Origin of the sequence: Actinocatenispora sera (assembly GCF_018324685.1) — a bacterium.
GTDB lineage: Bacteria > Actinomycetota > Actinomycetes > Mycobacteriales > Micromonosporaceae > Actinocatenispora > Actinocatenispora sera.
This window is the reverse complement of record NZ_AP023354.1, coordinates 3,619,990-3,636,036: the sequence shown is the minus strand read 5'-3', so window position 1 is coordinate 3,636,036 and position 16,047 is coordinate 3,619,990. Positions and strand designations below refer to the sequence as shown.

The 16,047-nt window shown below is 72.9% G+C and carries 17 protein-coding genes and 1 tRNA gene; 8 read left to right on the top strand and 10 right to left on the bottom strand.

Annotated features, from left to right (window positions below):
- Positions 1-62: 62 nt before the first annotated feature.
- Both Asera_RS17355 and Asera_RS17350 read left to right on the top strand, forming a co-directional pair.
- A complete protein-coding gene (locus Asera_RS17355) occupies positions 63-1,253 on the top strand; it encodes a serine hydrolase domain-containing protein (protein ID WP_030448274.1) in 1,191 nt (396 codons plus the stop codon).
- A 220-nt stretch (positions 1,254-1,473) separates the two neighbouring features.
- Positions 1,474-1,626 (top strand): hypothetical protein, encoded by a 153-nt coding sequence (locus Asera_RS17350; protein ID WP_169745886.1) that lies wholly within the window; start codon positions 1,474-1,476, stop codon positions 1,624-1,626.
- Between the two features lie 63 nt (positions 1,627-1,689).
- Here Asera_RS17350 and Asera_RS17345 read toward each other — a convergent pair.
- Positions 1,690-1,762: transfer RNA gene (locus Asera_RS17345), tRNA-Asn, on the bottom strand.
- A 127-nt stretch (positions 1,763-1,889) separates the two neighbouring features.
- Between Asera_RS17345 and Asera_RS17340 the strand changes: the two genes are divergently transcribed.
- The gene (locus Asera_RS17340; protein WP_212804619.1) at positions 1,890-2,270 is read left to right on the top strand and encodes a hypothetical protein; all 381 of its coding nucleotides are present in this window, start codon (positions 1,890-1,892) and stop codon (positions 2,268-2,270) included.
- A gap of 128 nt (positions 2,271-2,398) precedes the next feature.
- Here Asera_RS17340 and Asera_RS17335 read toward each other — a convergent pair whose 3' ends face one another.
- Positions 2,399-3,319 carry an SDR family oxidoreductase gene (locus tag Asera_RS17335; protein WP_030448276.1) on the bottom strand — a complete coding sequence of 307 codons (921 nt, stop codon included), beginning with the start codon at positions 3,317-3,319 and terminating at the stop codon, positions 2,399-2,401.
- Between the two features lie 108 nt (positions 3,320-3,427).
- Between Asera_RS17335 and Asera_RS17330 the strand changes: the two genes are divergently transcribed.
- Positions 3,428-3,994: a TetR/AcrR family transcriptional regulator gene (locus tag Asera_RS17330; RefSeq protein ID WP_030448277.1), complete on the top strand. Its 567-nt coding sequence runs from the start codon at positions 3,428-3,430 to the stop codon at positions 3,992-3,994.
- A 176-nt stretch (positions 3,995-4,170) separates the two neighbouring features.
- Here Asera_RS17330 and Asera_RS17325 read toward each other — a convergent pair whose 3' ends face one another.
- The 3 genes from Asera_RS17325 to Asera_RS17315 are packed head-to-tail and all read right to left on the bottom strand — an operon-like array spanning position 4,171 to position 6,688.
- Positions 4,171-4,959 carry an ABC transporter permease gene (locus Asera_RS17325; RefSeq protein ID WP_030448278.1) on the bottom strand — a complete coding sequence of 263 codons (789 nt, stop codon included), beginning with the start codon at positions 4,957-4,959 and terminating at the stop codon, positions 4,171-4,173.
- Complete coding sequence (locus Asera_RS17320) at positions 4,959-5,744, bottom strand: ABC transporter permease (RefSeq protein ID WP_030448279.1); 786 nt, start codon at positions 5,742-5,744, stop codon at positions 4,959-4,961. The genes Asera_RS17325 and Asera_RS17320 overlap by 1 nt, the downstream gene beginning before the upstream one ends.
- On the bottom strand, positions 5,744-6,688 hold the full coding sequence (locus tag Asera_RS17315; RefSeq protein ID WP_030448280.1) for an ABC transporter ATP-binding protein: 945 nt from the start codon (positions 6,686-6,688) through the stop codon (positions 5,744-5,746). Before Asera_RS17315 ends, Asera_RS17320 begins: the two co-directional genes overlap by 1 nt.
- A 115-nt stretch (positions 6,689-6,803) precedes the next feature.
- Here Asera_RS17315 and Asera_RS17310 point away from each other — a divergent pair, with 115 nt between their 5' ends.
- Positions 6,804-7,802 carry an Acg family FMN-binding oxidoreductase gene (locus tag Asera_RS17310; RefSeq protein ID WP_030448281.1) on the top strand — a complete coding sequence of 333 codons (999 nt, stop codon included), beginning with the start codon at positions 6,804-6,806 and terminating at the stop codon, positions 7,800-7,802.
- Positions 7,803-7,920: 118 nt separating this feature from the next.
- On the opposite strand, the gene Asera_RS17305 is transcribed toward Asera_RS17310, so the two are convergent.
- The 4 genes from Asera_RS17305 to Asera_RS33610 form a co-directional block, all read right to left on the bottom strand.
- Positions 7,921-8,487, bottom strand: coding sequence for a hypothetical protein (locus tag Asera_RS17305; RefSeq protein WP_030448282.1), 567 nt, complete (start codon positions 8,485-8,487; stop codon positions 7,921-7,923).
- Positions 8,487-10,391: a DNA primase gene (gene dnaG, locus Asera_RS17300; protein ID WP_051802708.1), complete on the bottom strand. Its 1,905-nt coding sequence runs from the start codon at positions 10,389-10,391 to the stop codon at positions 8,487-8,489. Before dnaG ends, Asera_RS17305 begins: the two co-directional genes overlap by 1 nt.
- Positions 10,392-10,556: 165 nt before the next feature.
- Positions 10,557-11,015 carry a MarR family transcriptional regulator gene (locus Asera_RS17295; RefSeq protein WP_030448284.1) on the bottom strand — a complete coding sequence of 153 codons (459 nt, stop codon included), beginning with the start codon at positions 11,013-11,015 and terminating at the stop codon, positions 10,557-10,559.
- A 145-nt stretch (positions 11,016-11,160) separates the two neighbouring features.
- Positions 11,161-13,035, bottom strand: a complete 1,875-nt coding sequence (locus Asera_RS33610; RefSeq protein ID WP_211255702.1) for an ABC transporter ATP-binding protein — start codon at positions 13,033-13,035, stop codon at positions 11,161-11,163.
- 276 nt (positions 13,036-13,311) lie between these two features.
- On the opposite strand from Asera_RS33610, the gene Asera_RS17285 reads away from it, so the two are divergent.
- Positions 13,312-13,647 (top strand): hypothetical protein, encoded by a 336-nt coding sequence (locus Asera_RS17285; RefSeq protein ID WP_030448286.1) that lies wholly within the window; start codon positions 13,312-13,314, stop codon positions 13,645-13,647.
- Positions 13,648-13,767: 120 nt separating this feature from the next.
- Here Asera_RS17285 and Asera_RS17280 read toward each other — a convergent pair whose 3' ends face one another.
- Positions 13,768-14,304, bottom strand: coding sequence for a GNAT family N-acetyltransferase (locus tag Asera_RS17280; protein ID WP_211255703.1), 537 nt, complete (start codon positions 14,302-14,304; stop codon positions 13,768-13,770).
- A gap of 298 nt (positions 14,305-14,602) precedes the next feature.
- Between Asera_RS17280 and Asera_RS17275 the strand changes: the two genes are divergently transcribed.
- Together Asera_RS17275 and Asera_RS17270 are read left to right on the top strand one after the other, a co-directional pair.
- Positions 14,603-15,115 carry a toxin-antitoxin system HicB family antitoxin gene (locus Asera_RS17275; RefSeq protein WP_030448288.1) on the top strand — a complete coding sequence of 171 codons (513 nt, stop codon included), beginning with the start codon at positions 14,603-14,605 and terminating at the stop codon, positions 15,113-15,115.
- 40 nt (positions 15,116-15,155) lie between these two features.
- Entirely contained in the window at positions 15,156-16,001 is an 846-nt protein-coding gene (locus Asera_RS17270; RefSeq protein ID WP_030448289.1) for a DUF4097 family beta strand repeat-containing protein, read from the top strand.
- Positions 16,002-16,047: the final 46 nt, after the last annotated feature.

The following is a 16,047-nucleotide window of genomic DNA, read 5'->3' as shown; positions in this document are numbered from 1 at the left end:
GGCCGCCGCCGACGGGAACGTTCGGTCGCGACGAGCCTTCGATCGAGGCGAGGAGAGCAACGGTGTCGACCGGTGGATTCTCGACGAAGCGGTTGGTTCGAGTGCGCGACCTGCTGGAGCGGCACGTCGGCGCCGGGTTCGTTCCCGGGGCGCTGATGGTTCTCGCCCGGCACGGCGAGACGCATGTCGAGGCCGTCGGGTCGCTGGCGTTCGAGGGCGCGGGCGCGGCGACCCCGATGGCCGGGGACACGATCGTCCGGATGGCGTCGATGACCAAGCCGGTCGTCGCCGCGTGCGCGATGACGCTGGTGGAAGACTGCACGCTCCGGCTCGACGACCCGGTGGACGACCTGCTCCCCGAGCTGGCCGACATGCGAGTGCTCGCCGATCCCACCGGCCCGCTGACCGACACCGTGCCCGCGAAGCGCCCGATCACGCTGCGAGACCTGCTGACCTTCACCCTCGGCACCGGCATGGTCGTCGCCGAACCGGGCACCGCCCCGATCGCCGAAGCCCTGGACGCGCTCGGGTCGCCGCAGCTGGACGAGTGGGTACGCCGGCTCGGCGCGCTCCCGCTGGTACACCAGCCGGGCGAACGCTGGATGTACGAGACCGGTGCCGACGTGACGGGTGCACTCATCGCGCGGGCCACCGGCACGTCGTTCGGGGAGGCGTTGCGCGAGCGCATCTTCGAGCCGCTCGGGATGAAGGACACCGGCTTCCACGTCGACGCCCCGAACCTCGCGCGGTTCGCGACCGCGTACCAGCGCGACGACGGTCCCGGTGGCGAGGCGGTCGTAGCCGATCCGCCGGATGGGTGGTTCAGCCGGCCGGCGACGTTCGAGAGCGGCGGCGGCGGTCTCGTCTCCACCGCCGACGACTACCTCGCGTTCGCCTCGGCGCTCCTCGCCGGCGGTACCCACCGCGGCGAGCGGGTGCTCTCCCGGCCGTCGACGTCGCTGATGTCGACCGACCATCTGACCCCCGCGCAGAAGGCGGTCTCCGGATTCGAGCCCGGCTACTTCGACGCCAAGGGCTGGGGTTTCGGGATGTCCGTCGTCACCCGGCGCACCCACCTCGGCCCCTCGGTCGGCAGCTACGGCTGGGCCGGGTTCTGGGGCACCGCCTGGTACAACGACCCGGCCGAGGATCTGACCGCCATCGTCCTCCTGCAGCGCGCGCACCTGGGCGACCAGACCCTGCCGATGTGGAACGACTTCTGGACCACCGCCTACCAGGCGATCGACGACTGATCCACCGGCCCTCGGTCGTGCGGCCACCGCACCTGTTCGACGATCGGCTCACACGGGCAGCCACTACCGAGACCGTCCAACAGGTCGAAGACCCGGATGCCCAACAGCACGACCAGCACCAGCCCCACTGCCATGCCGGCGAGCAGGCCCACCGCGAACCGCAGGCTGCTGCGACGCTACCGGGTGACCAGCCACACACTCCGCTAGGCGGCGGCGACGCATGGGCGCCGGACTCAACCCGCGGACGACGGCCGATCAGCTCGCGCACGAGCGGCCGTCGATGCCCCAGGACGTCTATCTCGCCCGCAACACCGTTAACCCACGGATCGCGGCGGCGCCGGAAGACGGGTACGCCACCCAGATCGAAAAGTGAGGGTAAAGCGATGGTCTTGATCTTGGGCGGTGCCGCCGTCAAGCCTCTGACCTGGGGTGGAAGCTCCCGCGCTTGGACTCGAACCAAGAACCTGCCGGTTAACAGCCGGCTGCTCTGCCAATTGAGCTACGCGGGATCGAGTACGCCGTCGTGCGCCGTACCGACGCGGACAAGGGTACATGAGCGGATCCGGGGGTAGTACATGGGCCGGGGGGTGGCACCTGCGGTGGTTCGCGTCTCGCCGGTCACGCTGGGCAGGCAGGATGGTACGCAGGAGCGCGAAGCGCCGGTACGAGGGCAGACGAGAGGAGTCGACGATGCGCGCCAAGTGGGCTTTCCTGGCCGGTCTGGGCGTCGGGTACGTGCTCGGCAGCCGGGCTGGTCGAGCGCGGTACGAGCAGATCGCCGCCGCGGCCCGCCGGGTGAAGGAGAACCCGACGGTGCAGGAGGCGGCCGGGCTGGTGCAGGCGCAGGCCGGCCGGCTGGCCTCGACCGGCAAGGACGTCATTTCGGACCGGCTGGCCGACAGCCGGATCGGGCACACGCGGGTGGCGGAGCGGCTGTTCGGCACGATGCCGTACACGCCGGAGCACGAGCCGGCCGAGCACCATCGGCGGCGCCGCAACGGCGTCAGCCACGGCTGAGACGCGCCTCGGGCCGTGCGGGTGACGCACGGCCCGAGATCGCGCCGCGAGATGCCGGGCCGCGCTCGCCTTGGGTGGTCAGCACCCGCCACGGGTGCGGCGGGTCAGGGCTCCGCCGTGGGGGCGGGTCAGCGGGTGCGGAAGTAGTGGCCCTCGTCGAGGTCGGCGAGCAGGCCGGGGCGGGTCGGCTTCCAGTCCAGTAGCTCTCGGGTCACCTCGGCGGAGGCGGGGATGTCCAGGCCGACCATCCCGGCGAGCCAGCCGAAGTGCGCGGCGGCGTCGGCTGCGGCGATCGGCGCCACGGCGAGGTTCAGGTGTCGGCCGATGACCTCGGCGACCTCGCGCAGGGATACCCCCTCGTCGCCGATCGCGTGAAGCACCGTGCCGGCGGGTGCGTGGTCGAGGGCGAGCCGGAACAGGTGCGCGGCGTCGAGGCGGTGCACGGCGGGCCAGCGGTTGTCGCCGGTACCCAGGTAGCCCGCGACACCCTTGCCGCGGGCGACGTCGACCAGGCCGGGGACGAAGCCGCGGTCCCCGTCGCCGTGCACGGTCGGGGGCAGCCGCAGTACCGACGACCGTATGCCGCGGTCGGCGAACGAGAGGGTCAGCTGCGCGGTGGCCATCCGGGCGCTCGGGCCGTCCTGGCCGCCGGCCAGACCGGACACGCCGTCGCGTTCGGTCAGCACCCGGCCGGGCGCCAGGCCGGCGATGCCGGAGGCGAGCACGAACGGCCGGTCGGACCCGGCGAGCGCGTCGCCGAAGACCTCGACGGCGCGCCGGTCGGCCGCGGCGGCGCCGGCGAAGTCACCGCTGAACGCGATGTCGTGCTTGAAGGCGAGGTGCACCACACCGTCGGATTCGGCGGCCGCGGTGCGCAGCACGTCGAGGTCGTCGAGGGTGCCCCGGCGTACCTGGGCGCCGGCGGCGGCGAGCGCCGCGGCGGAGGCGTCCGTACGGGCCAGCCCGACGACCTGGTGTCCGGCGTCCAGCAGTTCGGGGACGAGGGCGGAGCCGATCCAGCCGGACGCCCCGGTGACGAATACGCGCATGAGAAGTACCTCCGAGAGGGGCCGGGCGGGCGAACCGACCAGCCATGTCAGTCACTGTCATCACGCTAACACCTGATGTCAGTCACTGTCATCACTATGATCGGAGTCATGAGTCGTTGGGAGCCGAACGCCCGTGGCCGGCTGGAGCAGGCGGCGCTCGCGCTCTACGGCGAGCGCGGGTACGAAAGGGTCACCGTGGCCGAGATCGCCGCGCGGGCCGGTCTGACCGAGCGGACCTTCTTCCGGCACTACGCCGACAAGCGCGAGGTGCTGTTCGACGGGACGAACCGGCTACAGCAGACGCTGACCGGCGCGGTCGCCGACGCGCCGGCCGACCAGACCCCGATCGAGCTGGTCCGCACCGCGCTCACCGCGGTCGGCGAGCTGTTCGAGGCGGGCGAACGGCGCGAGCCGGCCCGGCAGCGACAGGCCGTCATCGACAAGAATCCCGAGCTGCAGGAGCGCGAACTCGTCAAGCTCGCCCGGCTCGGCACCGCGCTCACCGACGCGCTGCACGGGCACGGCGTCCCGGCACCGGCCGCGAGCCTGGCCGCGCAGGTCGGCATCGCCGTGTTCCGGGTGACGTTCCCGCGCTGGCTCGACGATCCGCACCGACGACCGTTCCCGGACCTGATCCGCGCCGGCTTCGACGAGCTGCGGGCCATGACCTGCTGACCCGGGCAAGTACTCGCCCGCGTCGGCACCGGTGATGCCTCGACCACCGACCATCCACCCCGGTCACGCCCGCGACCACCCGAGCCGATGGCGCCGCCACCCCCGACCGGGTCATGCCTGCGGGCACCCACGTCGGTCACCGAGCCGGTTGCCCGCGACGGCCGCGGCCGGCAGGGTCAGGGTTGCAGCAGGCGGCCGAGGCGGCGGGCGGCGACCCAGAGGCCGAGAACGCAGCAGCCCACCAGGTATGCGGCGTGGCCCAGCATGGCGAGGTCGAGGTGGCCGAGCGACAGACCGCGGGTGATCGCGACCCCGTGGTACAGCGGGGTCAGCTCGACCAGCGGCCGGGCCCACGCCGGGTACGCGTCGAGCGGGGTGAAGGTGCCGGCGAACATGAACATCACCATCATGATGATCATCACGTAGTCGAAGTCCTGCCAGCTGCGCAGGAACGTGGTCAGCGCCATCCCCAGCGCGGCGAACGCGAAGCCGATCAGGACCGCCGCCGGCCAGGCCAGGATCGCCCACCCGGACGGGGTGAGCCCGAGCAGCGCCATCAACCCGAGGAACGCCCCGGAGTAGAGCCCGGAGCGGGCCAGGCACCAGCCGATCTCGCCGAGCGCCAGCTCCAGCGGGGTGACCGGGGTGGCGAGCACCGCGTCGTACAGCCGCATGTACTTGAGCTTGCCGAACACGTTGAACGTGGTTTCGGTCAGCGCCGCGTTCATCGCCTGCACGGCGAGCATCGCCGGGGCGAGGAACACCGGATAGGCGACGCTCTCGCCGGCGAACGGCACCCGGCCGACCAGCGCGCCCAGGCCGATGCCCAGCGACAGCAGGTAGAGCAGCGGTTCGAAGAAGCCGGAGGCGAGCACCACCCAGCCGCGGCGGTGCACCAGCACGTTGCGCTCCACCACGGCACCGGCCCGGCGCGGCGAGACCCGCAGCAGCAGCGTGGTCAGCATCAGACCACCAGCCTGCGGCGGAACGCGCGGTGCGCGAGCAGCAGACCGGCCGCCGCCCACGCCACGAGGTAGCCCAGGTGCCCCAGGACCGGCCACAGCCGCGGGGTACCGAGGGTCAGCGACCGGCACACCTCGACGCCGTGCCACAGCGGCGAGAGCCAGGCGAGGACCCGTACCCCGGCGGGCAGCTGGGCGATCGGGAAGAACACACCGGAGAACAGCTGCACCGGGATCACGACGAACCGGGTGAGCACCGCGAAGCTGGAGTCGGTGTGCTGGGTCGCGGTGAACGCGAACGTCGGCGCCGCGCAGGCCAGCGCGAGCAGCATCGCGGTGGGCAGCACGCCGACCGCCCAGCCCGAGTGCACCGTCCCGAACGCGGCCATGACCAGCAGGAACACCGTCACCGCGACCAGCGCACGAAACACCACGAAGGCGAGCTGGCCGAGCACGATGTCGACGATGCGCAGCGGCGTGTTGAGCATCCCCTCGTAGGTGCGGTCCCAGGCGAACTGCGAGTAGACCCGGTACATCGACTCGTCGATGGCGATGCTCAGCCCGGTCGCGGCGAGCACGCCCGGCGCGAGGAAGCTCAGGTAGTCCACGCCGAGCTGGTGGCCGCGGTCGACGTAGCCCCCGACGCCGAGGCCGATGCCGGCCAGGTAGATCAGCGGCAGCAGGAAGCTGGAGAACGCGGTGCCCCACCAGGTGCGGCGGTAGCCGGTCAGGTGGTACGCGAACACGTGCAGCGCGCCGCGGCCCGGCGCGGCGAGGGCGCTCGCCATCAGTCCACCAGGGTCCGGCCGGTCAGGTGCAGGAACACGTCCTCCAGGGTGCTGCGGCGCACCAGCACCGAGGTCGGCTCGATGTGGCGAGCGGACACCGCGGCGGTCGTCGCGTCGCCGTCGTCGGTGTAGAGCAGCAGCCGGTCGGGCAGCGGCTCGACCCGGTCGGCGAGCCCGTCGAGCGCCTTCACCAGCTCGGCGCCGGCCGGCCCGGCCAGGTCGTCGAGGCCGAACCGCAGCTCCACCACCTCACGGCTGGAGTACCGGGCGATCAGCTGGGACGGGGAGCCCTCGGCGACGATGCGGCCGGCGTCCATCACCACCAACCGGTCGCACAGCTGCTCGGCCTCGTCCATGTAGTGGGTGGTCAGCACGAGGGTGACGCCGCGCTGCTTGAGCCGGTAGAGCCGCTCCCAGACCAGGTGCCGGGCCTGCGGGTCGAGGCCGGTGGTCGGCTCGTCGAGCAGCACCAGGTCGGGCTCGTTGACCAGGGCGCGGGCGATCGTCAGCCGCCGCTTCATGCCGCCGGACAGCGGCTCGACCTTGCTGTCGGCCCGGTCGGTCAGCTGGACGAACTCCAGCAGCTCGGCAGCCCGGTCGCGGGCCACCTGGCGCGGGATGCCGAAGTACCGGGCGTAGACGGTGAGGTTCTCGACCAGCGACAGCTCGACGTCGAGCGAGTCCTGCTGCGGGACGACCCCGAGCCGGGACCGGATCGCCGGGCCGTGGGTCGCCGCGTCGAGCCCGAGGATGGACAGGCGGCCCTCGGTCGGTGGCGACACGCAGCCGATCATGCGCATCGTGGAACTCTTGCCCGCGCCGTTCGGCCCGAGGAAACCGAACGCCTCCCCCCGCTGCACGCCCACGTCGATGCCGGCGACCGCGGTGAACGAGCCGAACCGCTTCACCAGCCCGGTCGCCGAGATCATCAGATCAGAGGACATGCCGGCGACCCTATCGCCCACCCCCGACAGGACCGGGCCCCATTTCGTACCGTAGCGCCGGTCCGGGTGGCGCGAACCGCCACGCGGGCCGGGGGCGGTTGGGTAGCTTGACCGCATGGCTGGTCAGGCACGGGATCCGCAGTCCCTCCTGCGCGAGGCGGCGGCGATCGCCTCGCTCGCCCCGTCCATCCACAACACGCAGCCGTGGCAGTGGCTGGTGCACGAGCATGACACCGAGCTGTACGCGGACCGGACCCGGCAGCTGCTCGCCACCGACCCGGACGGCCGGTCGCTGACCCTGTCCTGCGGGGTGGCGTTGCAGCACGCGCAGGTCGCGCTGCGCGCCGCCGGGTACCTGCCGGACGTGGTGCGGCTGCCCGATCCCGAGGACGGGGACCTGCTCGCCCGGGTCAGGCTGGGCGGCGCGACGGCGCCGAGCGCCGAGTGTGTCCGGGACTACCAGTCGATGCTGATCCGGCACATGGACCGGCGCCCGTTCGCCGACCAGCCGCCGAGCGACGAGGCGTTGCGGCAGCTCACCGCGGCGGCCGACGCCGGCGGCGCGCACCTGCACCTGGTTCGGCCCGAGCAGGTGACGACGGTGACGATGGCGGTCGGCCGGGCCGGCGAGCTCGAGCGGGCCGAGCCGGCGTACCAGCGGGAGCTGCACGACTGGACCCACCGCGACCTCGACAGCGGCGAGGGGCTGCCCGCCGGCGTACTGCCGGAGCCGGCCGCGCGGCGGGTGCCGATCCGCGACTTCGCCCCGGACCAGGACGCCGCGCTGCCGGACGAGCCGGAACTTGCCGACCGGTACGCGCGGTATGCGGTGCTCTACGGCGACCGGGACGATCCGGCGCACTGGCTGCGCGGCGGTGAGGCGCTCGGCTCGGTGCTGCTGACCGTGGTGCGGCTCGGTCTCGCCGTGTCGCCCTACTCCGACCCGATCGAAGTGCTGGCCACCCGGCAGCTGATCGCCCGCGAGGTGCTGGCCGGGCTGGGCGCGCCGTACCTGGTGTTGCGGCTCGGCGTGGCGAGCCCCGAGCAGCCACCCCGGGCCCGTACCGGGCGGCGTCCGGTGGCCGACACCGTCGTCCCGGTCCCCCGCGACTGACGCCGCCGAGCGCCGCGGTCCACCTGGAGCGCGCCACCAGGCGCCGCGGTCCACCCGAGGTGCGCCGCCAGGCGCCGCGGTCCACCGACGTGCACCCTCGATCGAGGACCCCGGCGGGTCAGCCGGTTTCGACGGTGTTGCGGGCCTGGGCGAGGAACTCGGCGACCAGGTCGTGGTCCGGGCCGATCAGCACGGTGCCCTCGTCGTACCGCAGCGCCCAGTGCAGCCCGTCCACGCCCGGGATGCGCCGGGCCACCACCCGCACTCCCCCGTTCGGCAGCTCGTGGTGGGTGGAGAACGCCACGCTCTTGGTCACCCGGACCCGGACCTGGTACGGCAGCTCGCCCGGGTCACCGATCCGGTAGCTCACCGGCTCGTCGTCGGTGAACACGTCGGCCGGCGCGTCCGGCGCCTCGCCGGCGGACCGGACGAGCCTGGCCGGTGTGACGACCAGCTCGCGGCCCGACCAGGTGGCCTTGTGGATCTCGTGCCAGCCGAGCCGCTCGTCGCGGCCCGGCAGCCACAGCCCGCGGTTGGTGGCCACCAGGTACCCGTCGCCGGCGGATCCACCGGTGGCGTGCCCGTTGCCCACCGGCGCCCAGGCCACCAGGTGCTCGGACGCCGCGAAGGGCCGCTTCGCCTCGACCGGCAGCCGGCTGCGCCGGATGCGCGCGAGAATCCCCATCACAACCCCCCGGTCGCCTGTTCGCGCAGCGCCTGCGCGTGCTGCTCCAGCGAGGCCACCTCACCGAACAGCGACAGGTACTCGTCCTTGTGCTGCACCGGATTGGTGCGCTGCAGCTTCGACTTCACGGCCTTGATCCGCTGCTCGATCACCGGCAGTTGCAGCGAGGCGAGCGTGACCGACACGTACCGCGGGTCGGGCTCGCCGTCGTAGCGCAGCGGCTCCACCGCCAGCTCGGTGACCAGCGCCTGGCCGGCCAGGTCGGTACAGCCGGACCGGACCTGCTCGATCCAGGTCGGCCCGCCGGCGGCGGCCGCCGCTCCCCCGGCCGCGGCGATCGCCTCCCGGATCGCCGCGTGCACCGGGTGCCCGTACGGAGTGGCGTCGACGGCGTCGAACAGCGGGCCGGCGAGCTGCGGGTGCTGCACGGCGAGCTTCAGCGCCTCCCGCTCGACCAGGGCCCGGCGCGAGTTCGGGACCACCGCGGGGGCGACGGCCCGAGTCGGACGGGACGGGGCGGCGGGGCGCCGGCCGCCGTGCCGCAGCGCGTCGCCGACCGCGGCCCGGGCCTCCTCGGTGTCGACCCCGACGTGCCGGGCCAGGAACCCGACGTACCGGTCGCGCAGGTCACGCTGCTTGATGTCGGCGACCATCCGGGCGCCGGCCCGCAGTGCGCCGGCCTGGCCCTCCGCGCTGTCCAGATCGTAGCCCTGCACGGTGGTGCGCAGCGCGAAGTTGATCAGCCGTTCGCTGTCCGCGATCAGGTCGCGGACCGCGGCGTCGCCCTTGGCCAGCCGCAGCTCACACGGGTCCATGTTGTCGGCGCCGATGGCCACCATGCTGCGGGCGGCGAACTTGTGGTCGTCGGCGAACGCGCGTAGCGCCGCCTTCTGCCCGGCCGCGTCGCCGTCGAAGGTGAACACGATGGTGCCGGCGTCGGAGTCCAGCAGCAGCCGCCGCAACACCGAGATGTGCCCGTCGCCGAACGCGGTGCCGCAGGTGGCGACCGCGGTCGGTACGCCGGCGAGGTGGCAGGCCATCACGTCGGTGTAGCCCTCGACGATGACCGCCTTGTTCTGCTTGGCGATCTCCCGTTTCGCCTGGTCGATGCCGTACAGCACGTGCGACTTCTTGTAGATCGGCGTCTCGGGGGTGTTCAGGTACTTGGGGCCGTCGTCATGGTCGAACAGCTTGCGCGCGCCGAACCCGATCACGTCGCCGGACAGGTCGCGGATCGGCCAGATCAGCCGCCCGCGGAACCGGTCGATCAGGTTGCCGGACCTCGCCTCCCGGATCAGCCCGGCGGTGATCAGATCCTTCGCCGCGTACCCCTTGGCGCGCAGGTGCTTGCCCAGCGCGTCCCACGAGTCGGGGGCGAAGCCGCAGCCGAACCGCAGCGCCGCGTCCCGGTCGAACCCGCGCTGCGCCAGGAACTCCCGGGCGGTACGGGCTCCGGCCGAGCCGAGCTGCTCGGCGTAGAACGCGGCCGCCTCGGCGTGCGCGGCGACCAGGGTGCGGCGGCTGCCGGTGTCCTCCCGGCGCCGGGGCGAGCCGTCACCGGACTCCTCGTACCGCAGGGTGATGCCGACCATGCCGGCGAGCCGCTCGACCGACTCGGAGAAGGTGAGGTGATCGGTCTCCATCAGGAAACTGATCGCGTCGCCGCCCTTACCGCAGCCGAAGCAGTAGAAGACACCCCGCTCCGGGGTGACGTTGAAGCTCGGCGACTTCTCCTCGTGGAACGGGCACAGGCCCTTGAGGTTGCCGCCACCGGCCGGACGCAGGGTCACCTGACCGCCGATGACCTCGACGATCGACACCCGTTCCCGTACCGCGGCGATGTCCGCCGCCACGATCCGACCCGCCATCTGAGTCTGGCCACCTCCCACACGCGCCGCCTCCATCCTGCCGCGCCGCGCGGGGACCCGCGCCGGCGCCCACCCCGGACCCCGTTTCACCTGCCCGGTACGGCCGGATCGGCGGACGAACGAGCCGACCGACCCGCCGAGCCCGCCCGGTTTCTCCCGGTACGGCCTCGATCGGGCGACGGCGCGGCGCCGTCTCGCGGCTCAGTCGGCCGGAGGCTGCCAGTCGGCGAGCCGGATCATCAGGTCACCGGCGACCCGCAGCACGTCACGTTCGGCGGTGGTCAGCTCGGCGTCCATCGCCGCCGCGAGCCAGGCCCGCCTGGTCCGGGTGTCCTCGTCGAACACCCGGCGGCCCGCCTCGGTCATCGAGACCAGGATCTGGCGCCGGTCGTCCGGGTCGGGGGTTCGGTCGATCAGCCCGTTCTCGGCCATGCCCGCCACGATCCGGGTCATCGACTGGGGCGCCACCTTCAGCGAGGCGGCCAGCGCGCCGGTGGTCATGGTGCCGCGCACCGACAGCCGCAACAACACGCCGAGCACGGCGAGCGACGGTCCGGTGCGCGGCCGTTCGGCGCGCATCCGGCTGCCGAGCCGGCTCACCCCGGCCAGCACCCGGTCCGCCGCCGCCACGCTGGCCCGATCCGGCCCGACCCTCGCCATGCCCGCGAGCCTATCCGCCGGCCCCGCCCGCTGCCGGACGCTGGACCGGCGCGCGGGACCGGTCAGGATGCCGGGCATGGTCGGCCGCTCCGACGAGCACGGCGAACCGGCCACCGGCGGACGCTGGACCGGCACGCCGGGCCGGTCAGGATGCCGGGGCGTGGTCGGCGTCCGCGACGAGTGCGGCGTACCGGCCGCCGGCGGCGACCAGGTCGGCGTGCCGGCCGCGTTCGACGACCGAACCGGCGTGCAGGACGACGATCTCGTCGGCGTCGCGGACGGTGGACAACCGGTGCGCGATGGCGATCGTGGTACGGCCGGCGGCGGCCACGTCCAGCGCCAGCTGCACCTCCCGCTCGGTACCGGTGTCCAGCGCGCTGGTCGCCTCGTCCAGTACCAGTACCGGCGGGTCGCGCAGCAGTACCCGAGCGATCGCGAGCCGCTGCCGCTCGCCGCCGGAGAAGCGGAAACCGCGCTCGCCGACGACCGTGTCGTACCCGTCGGGCAGCGCCGCGACCGCCTCGTGGATGCGGGCCGCCCGGCACGCCGCGACGAGATCGGCGTCGGTGGCCTCCGGCCGGGCGAAGCGCAGGTTCGCCGCCACCGTGTCGTGGAACAGGTAGGTCTCCTGGGACACCAGCCCGACCACGTCGGCGAGCGAGTCGAGCGTGACGGTCCGCACGTCGGTACCGCCGATGGTCACCGCACCGCGCTGCGGGTCGTAGAGCCGGGCGATCAGGTACGCCAGGCTGGTCTTGCCGGAGCCGGTGGCGCCGACGATCGCGAGCCGCCGGCCCGCCGGTACGGTCAGGTCGATCCCGCGCAGCGTCCACCCGCCGCCCCGGTCCTCGCTCGCCCGGTCACGGACGCTGTCGCCGCTGGCGTCGCGATGGCCGTCCGCGGCGCCCGCGTGGCCGTCCGCAACGCCGGCGTGGCCGTTTGCGGCGCTGGCGTGGTCGCTGCCCGGGCCGTCGTAGCGGAACCAGACGTCACGCAGCGCCACCTCGGCGCTGCCGGTGGTCCGCAGCGGGGTTGCGCCGGGTGCGTCGGCCACCTCCACGGGCAGGTCGAGCACCTCGAAGATGCGGCCGAACAGCGCCATCGAGCTGGACACGCCCGCGCCGATGCCCTGCATGGTGCCGATCGGCGAGACCAGCCGGTTCAGCATGCTGGTGAAGGCGACCACGGTGCCGAGCGTGCTCGGGTGGATGCCGTGCGCGAACTGGACACCGGCCAGCCAGTACACGACGGCCGGGACGGCGACCAGGCTGGCCCGGCGCGACGCGGTCGACCAGCGGCCCATCATCGACGCGGCGATCTCCAGCCGGGACACCTCGCGCGACTCGGCCGCGAACCGGTCGCGCAGCTCGTCCCGGTTGCCCATGGTCTTCGCGAGCAGGATGCCGGACACCGACAGCGACTCGGTGATCAGAGAGGTCAGCCTGCCCATCCGCCGCTGCCGGTTGCCGACCACGGCGCGCCGGCGGCGCCCCAGCCGCGGGGTGAGCAGCAGCATCCCCGGCACCACCACGAGCGCGACCAGGGCCAGCTGCCAGTTGAGTACGACCAGCGCGACCGCCACCGCGAGCGCCGAGACTCCACTTTGGACCATGGCGGTGACGGTGTTGGTCAGCACCGCGTCGACGCCGGCGATGTCGCTGGTGATGCGGGACAGCGTGTCGCCGGCGCGGGTCCTGGTGAACCAGCCGAGCGACATCCGTTGCAGGTGGTCGTAGACGGCGACCCGGACGTCGTGCATGATGCCCTGGCCGATCACGTTCGACAGCCGGTTGGTGACCGCCGACAGGGCCGCGGTACCGGCCGCCGAGGCGAGCATGCCGAGCGCGAGCAGGCTCAGCAGCGGCACGTCGCGCGCCGGTATCGCCCGGTCCAGGATCTCTCGCAGCAGGAACGGCGCGCTGACGCTCACCCCGGCCTGCAGCACCAGCAGCGCCACCAACCCGGCCAGCCGTCGCCGGTACCCGACGAACAGCCCGGCCACCCGCCGTACCGGCACCACGGGCGCATCTTCGCTCGAATTATTACGCACACGTTGACTATCTTCCGTCCCTACGCTGCTGGCAAATCCATTTGCGACAGCGCGCAGACCCACTGCCAGGCGTACAGCCATTCAGCAAATGTTGATCGTTTTCTCGATCGCAGGAGTCAGCGCGGTGCCGCGAACGGCAGGGCCCTCGGTGGGCGGTACGACCCGACATATCGGCCGAACGGTGGTAGTCGGCCCAGTGAACGCACCGGTAACATCGCCTCGCTCTCAGCCCAGAAAGGCCCCCGGATGTCGCAACCGACGCACCGCCTCACCGACGAACGGCTCGCCTGGCTCGCCGTCCGCGACCACTTCGGCGCGCTGTCCCGCAAGCGAGGAGTGCTTCGTACCGCCGGGTTGATCCTGGCATTCATGGGTGGCGGCGGACGCAGCCGAGGCGCGATGGTCGCCGAGGACCAGCGCGACGCCATGACCGGCAAGCTCGGCGACTACGCGTTCGCGGTGGACGATGCGGCCCGCACGTTGAGCAGGGACGAACGCGTCCGGCTGCGGGCCACCGGCCAGGTCCCGGACTGGTTCGTCCCTGACGTGGAGCGGCGCTGCGCCCAGTTGCGCAAGCGCTGAGCCGACCTGCGCGAGCGCTGAGCCGACCTGCGCGCGCAGCAGCCGACCTGCACGAGCACCGAGCGGCCGCCGCACCCGGAGGCACCGCGGCATCGACCTCAGGCCGAACCCGCCGGCCGCTCAGGCGTGGATCGAGGTGCGGTCCGGCGCGAGGTAGCTGTGCACGACCGGGCGTTCGGCGTCCGGGCCGGACCACCAGGACGCGGACGTGGTGGCGACCCGGCGCCAGCCGAGCCGCTCGTACAGCGCGGTCGGGCCACCCCAGCGGGCGTCCAGCACGTCCAACGCGCAGCGCCGACCCTGCTCGGCCGCGGCGGCGACGGCGGTGTCGATCAGCCGCGCGGCCAGGCCGGTACCGCGGGCCCGTGGCGCCACGAACAGCCGGCTGACGCTCGCCAGCCGGTCGGCCGGCAGCCCGGCCGCGCCAGCAACGGTGTCGCGCAGTTCCAGGTCGCCGCCGTCGCGCAGCAGCAGCTGGCCGACCACCTCGTCCTCGGCGGTGCACACCCAGGCGTCGAGCGCGCCCTTCGGGCACAGCCAGCCGACCGGGTCGGCCGGCCAGACCAGCGGGTACGCGTCCTGCCGCTGCACGATGCGCAGCGCGGCGACGCAGCCGGGCAGATCGTCGTCGCGGCGCGGCCGAATGTTCGTCTGCACGGCGCAACGGTACGACCCGGTCCGGATCGGCCAGCCGCGACACCACTGTGCCGGTACGCCGGCACCTCGACCCGACCATCGGTGCCAATCGGTGCCACGCGTGTGCCGCAGCACTCCCCAGCACCGGACACGCTCCCCGAGCAGCCGCCCATCATCCGTCTACCTGAGAAAACATCGCCCACCTCGGATCTCGGCAAGAGCGGAAGGCTCCTACGCCACGGCGCTGCGGAAGGCCAAGAGCCAGACGCGTGCCAAGATGGCACTTGTCATGACGTCACCTCTGTGCCATGCTGACGTCATGGAGTTGAGCACCTATGTACGGCAGCTGCACGACCAGCTCGTGGCCGTGGCCGAGACCGGGGATCCCGCCGCCCGCGCGTTCCTCGACCGGCTGGTCGTGGCGCTGGAGCCGGCCGCGCGGCTGGCGCTGCTGGACGCGCTGTCCGCCGCGGCGGCCGAGATCACCCAGGATCTCGCGCCCGGGTCGGTCGAGGTGCGGCTACGGGCCGGCGAGCCCGAGTTCGCGGTGACCGCGCCGCCCGCCGAACCGGCGGCGGCCGAGCCCCCGCCGGCCCCGGGGCCGGGCATCGACGATGCCGACGACGGGCCGATGGCCCGGCTCAACCTGCGACTGTCCGAGCAGCTCAAGGCGCGGATCGAGCGGGCCGCCACGCGCCAGGGCAGGTCCGCCAACTCCTGGCTGGCCCGGGCCGCCAACGCCGCGCTGGCGGCCGAGGAATTCGACCCGCCGACCGTGCAGCCGGCCACCGGCCGCGGTGGGCGCCGACGACAGACCGGCTGGGTGCGCTGACACCCGCACCGTCCACCACGACCCAGCAACGGAGCCCACCATGCCCAGCTACGACACACCCGAACCGATCGCGGTGATCGCCGAACTGTTCGTCGGCAACCTCACCGTGCACGCCTCCGATCGCCACACCACCGTCGTCGAGGTCGTACCGACCGACCCGGACGACGACTCGAACGTCCGCGCCGCCGAACAGGCCCGGGTCGAGTTCGCCGACGGCGAGCTGCACATCCGCAGCACCCGGCTGCGCAACTGGATCTCCTGGAGCAACAAGACCTGGTCGGTCGACGTGACGATCGAGCTGCCCACCGGATCGGCGGTGCGCAGCAGCGCCTCGATGGGCGACGTCGTCACCACCGGCACGCTCGGCGACTGCCAGGTCAAGTCCGGTACCGGACGGCTGCGGCTGGAGCACACCGGTGCGCTGCGCGCCCGTACCGTCGGGGACATCGGCATCGGCCGCATCGACGGCACGGCCGAGGTGTCCACCGGCTCCGGCGCGATCCGGATCGGCACACTCGGCGGCAACGCGACCGTCAAGAACTCCAACGGGACGACCGAGGTCGACTCGGTGACCGGCGACGTGCAGGTCCGCTCGTCCAACGGCGACGTCTCCGTCGGCGACGCGGGCGGCGACGTGCAGGCGCGTACCTCGGCAGGCTCGGTGCGGGTGGCGCGGGCGATCCGCGGCCGGATCGACGCCGAGACGGGGTTCGGCAACGTCCGCGTCGGGTTGGCCGACGGCACCGCCGCCAAGCTCGACCTGGAAACGAAGTTCGGCCGGATCGACAACACGCTCGACAGCACCGCCGGCCCGGCGCCGTCCGACGAGGTGGTCACCGTGCGGTGCCGCACCTCGTACGGCGACATCACGCTGCGCCGGGCCTGATTCCGCACCCTCCCACGAACCTGACAACCAGAAAGGAGTCGGGGCG

Bases quoted from the DNA above. Each gene is read 5' to 3' on its own strand.
- Asera_RS17350 (WP_169745886.1), top strand. From the start codon at position 1,474: ATGGGCGCCGGACTCAACCCGCGGACGACGGCCGATCAGCTCGCGCAC.
- Asera_RS17340 (WP_212804619.1), top strand. From the start codon at position 1,890: ATGGTACGCAGGAGCGCGAAGCGCCGGTACGAGGGCAGACGAGAGGAG.
- Asera_RS17335 (WP_030448276.1), bottom strand. From the start codon at position 3,319: ATGCGCGTATTCGTCACCGGGGCGTCCGGCTGGATCGGCTCCGCCCTC.
- Asera_RS17330 (WP_030448277.1), top strand. From the start codon at position 3,428: ATGAGTCGTTGGGAGCCGAACGCCCGTGGCCGGCTGGAGCAGGCGGCG.
- Asera_RS17325 (WP_030448278.1), bottom strand. From the start codon at position 4,959: ATGCTGACCACGCTGCTGCTGCGGGTCTCGCCGCGCCGGGCCGGTGCC.
- Asera_RS17320 (WP_030448279.1), bottom strand. From the start codon at position 5,744: ATGGCGAGCGCCCTCGCCGCGCCGGGCCGCGGCGCGCTGCACGTGTTC.
- Asera_RS17315 (WP_030448280.1), bottom strand. From the start codon at position 6,688: ATGTCCTCTGATCTGATGATCTCGGCGACCGGGCTGGTGAAGCGGTTC.
- Asera_RS17310 (WP_030448281.1), top strand. From the start codon at position 6,804: ATGGCTGGTCAGGCACGGGATCCGCAGTCCCTCCTGCGCGAGGCGGCG.
- Asera_RS17305 (WP_030448282.1), bottom strand. From the start codon at position 8,487: ATGGGGATTCTCGCGCGCATCCGGCGCAGCCGGCTGCCGGTCGAGGCG.
- dnaG (WP_051802708.1), bottom strand. From the start codon at position 10,391: ATGGAGGCGGCGCGTGTGGGAGGTGGCCAGACTCAGATGGCGGGTCGG.
- Asera_RS17295 (WP_030448284.1), bottom strand. From the start codon at position 11,015: ATGGCGAGGGTCGGGCCGGATCGGGCCAGCGTGGCGGCGGCGGACCGG.
- Asera_RS17285 (WP_030448286.1), top strand. From the start codon at position 13,312: ATGTCGCAACCGACGCACCGCCTCACCGACGAACGGCTCGCCTGGCTC.
- Asera_RS17275 (WP_030448288.1), top strand. From the start codon at position 14,603: ATGGAGTTGAGCACCTATGTACGGCAGCTGCACGACCAGCTCGTGGCC.
- Asera_RS17270 (WP_030448289.1), top strand. From the start codon at position 15,156: ATGCCCAGCTACGACACACCCGAACCGATCGCGGTGATCGCCGAACTG.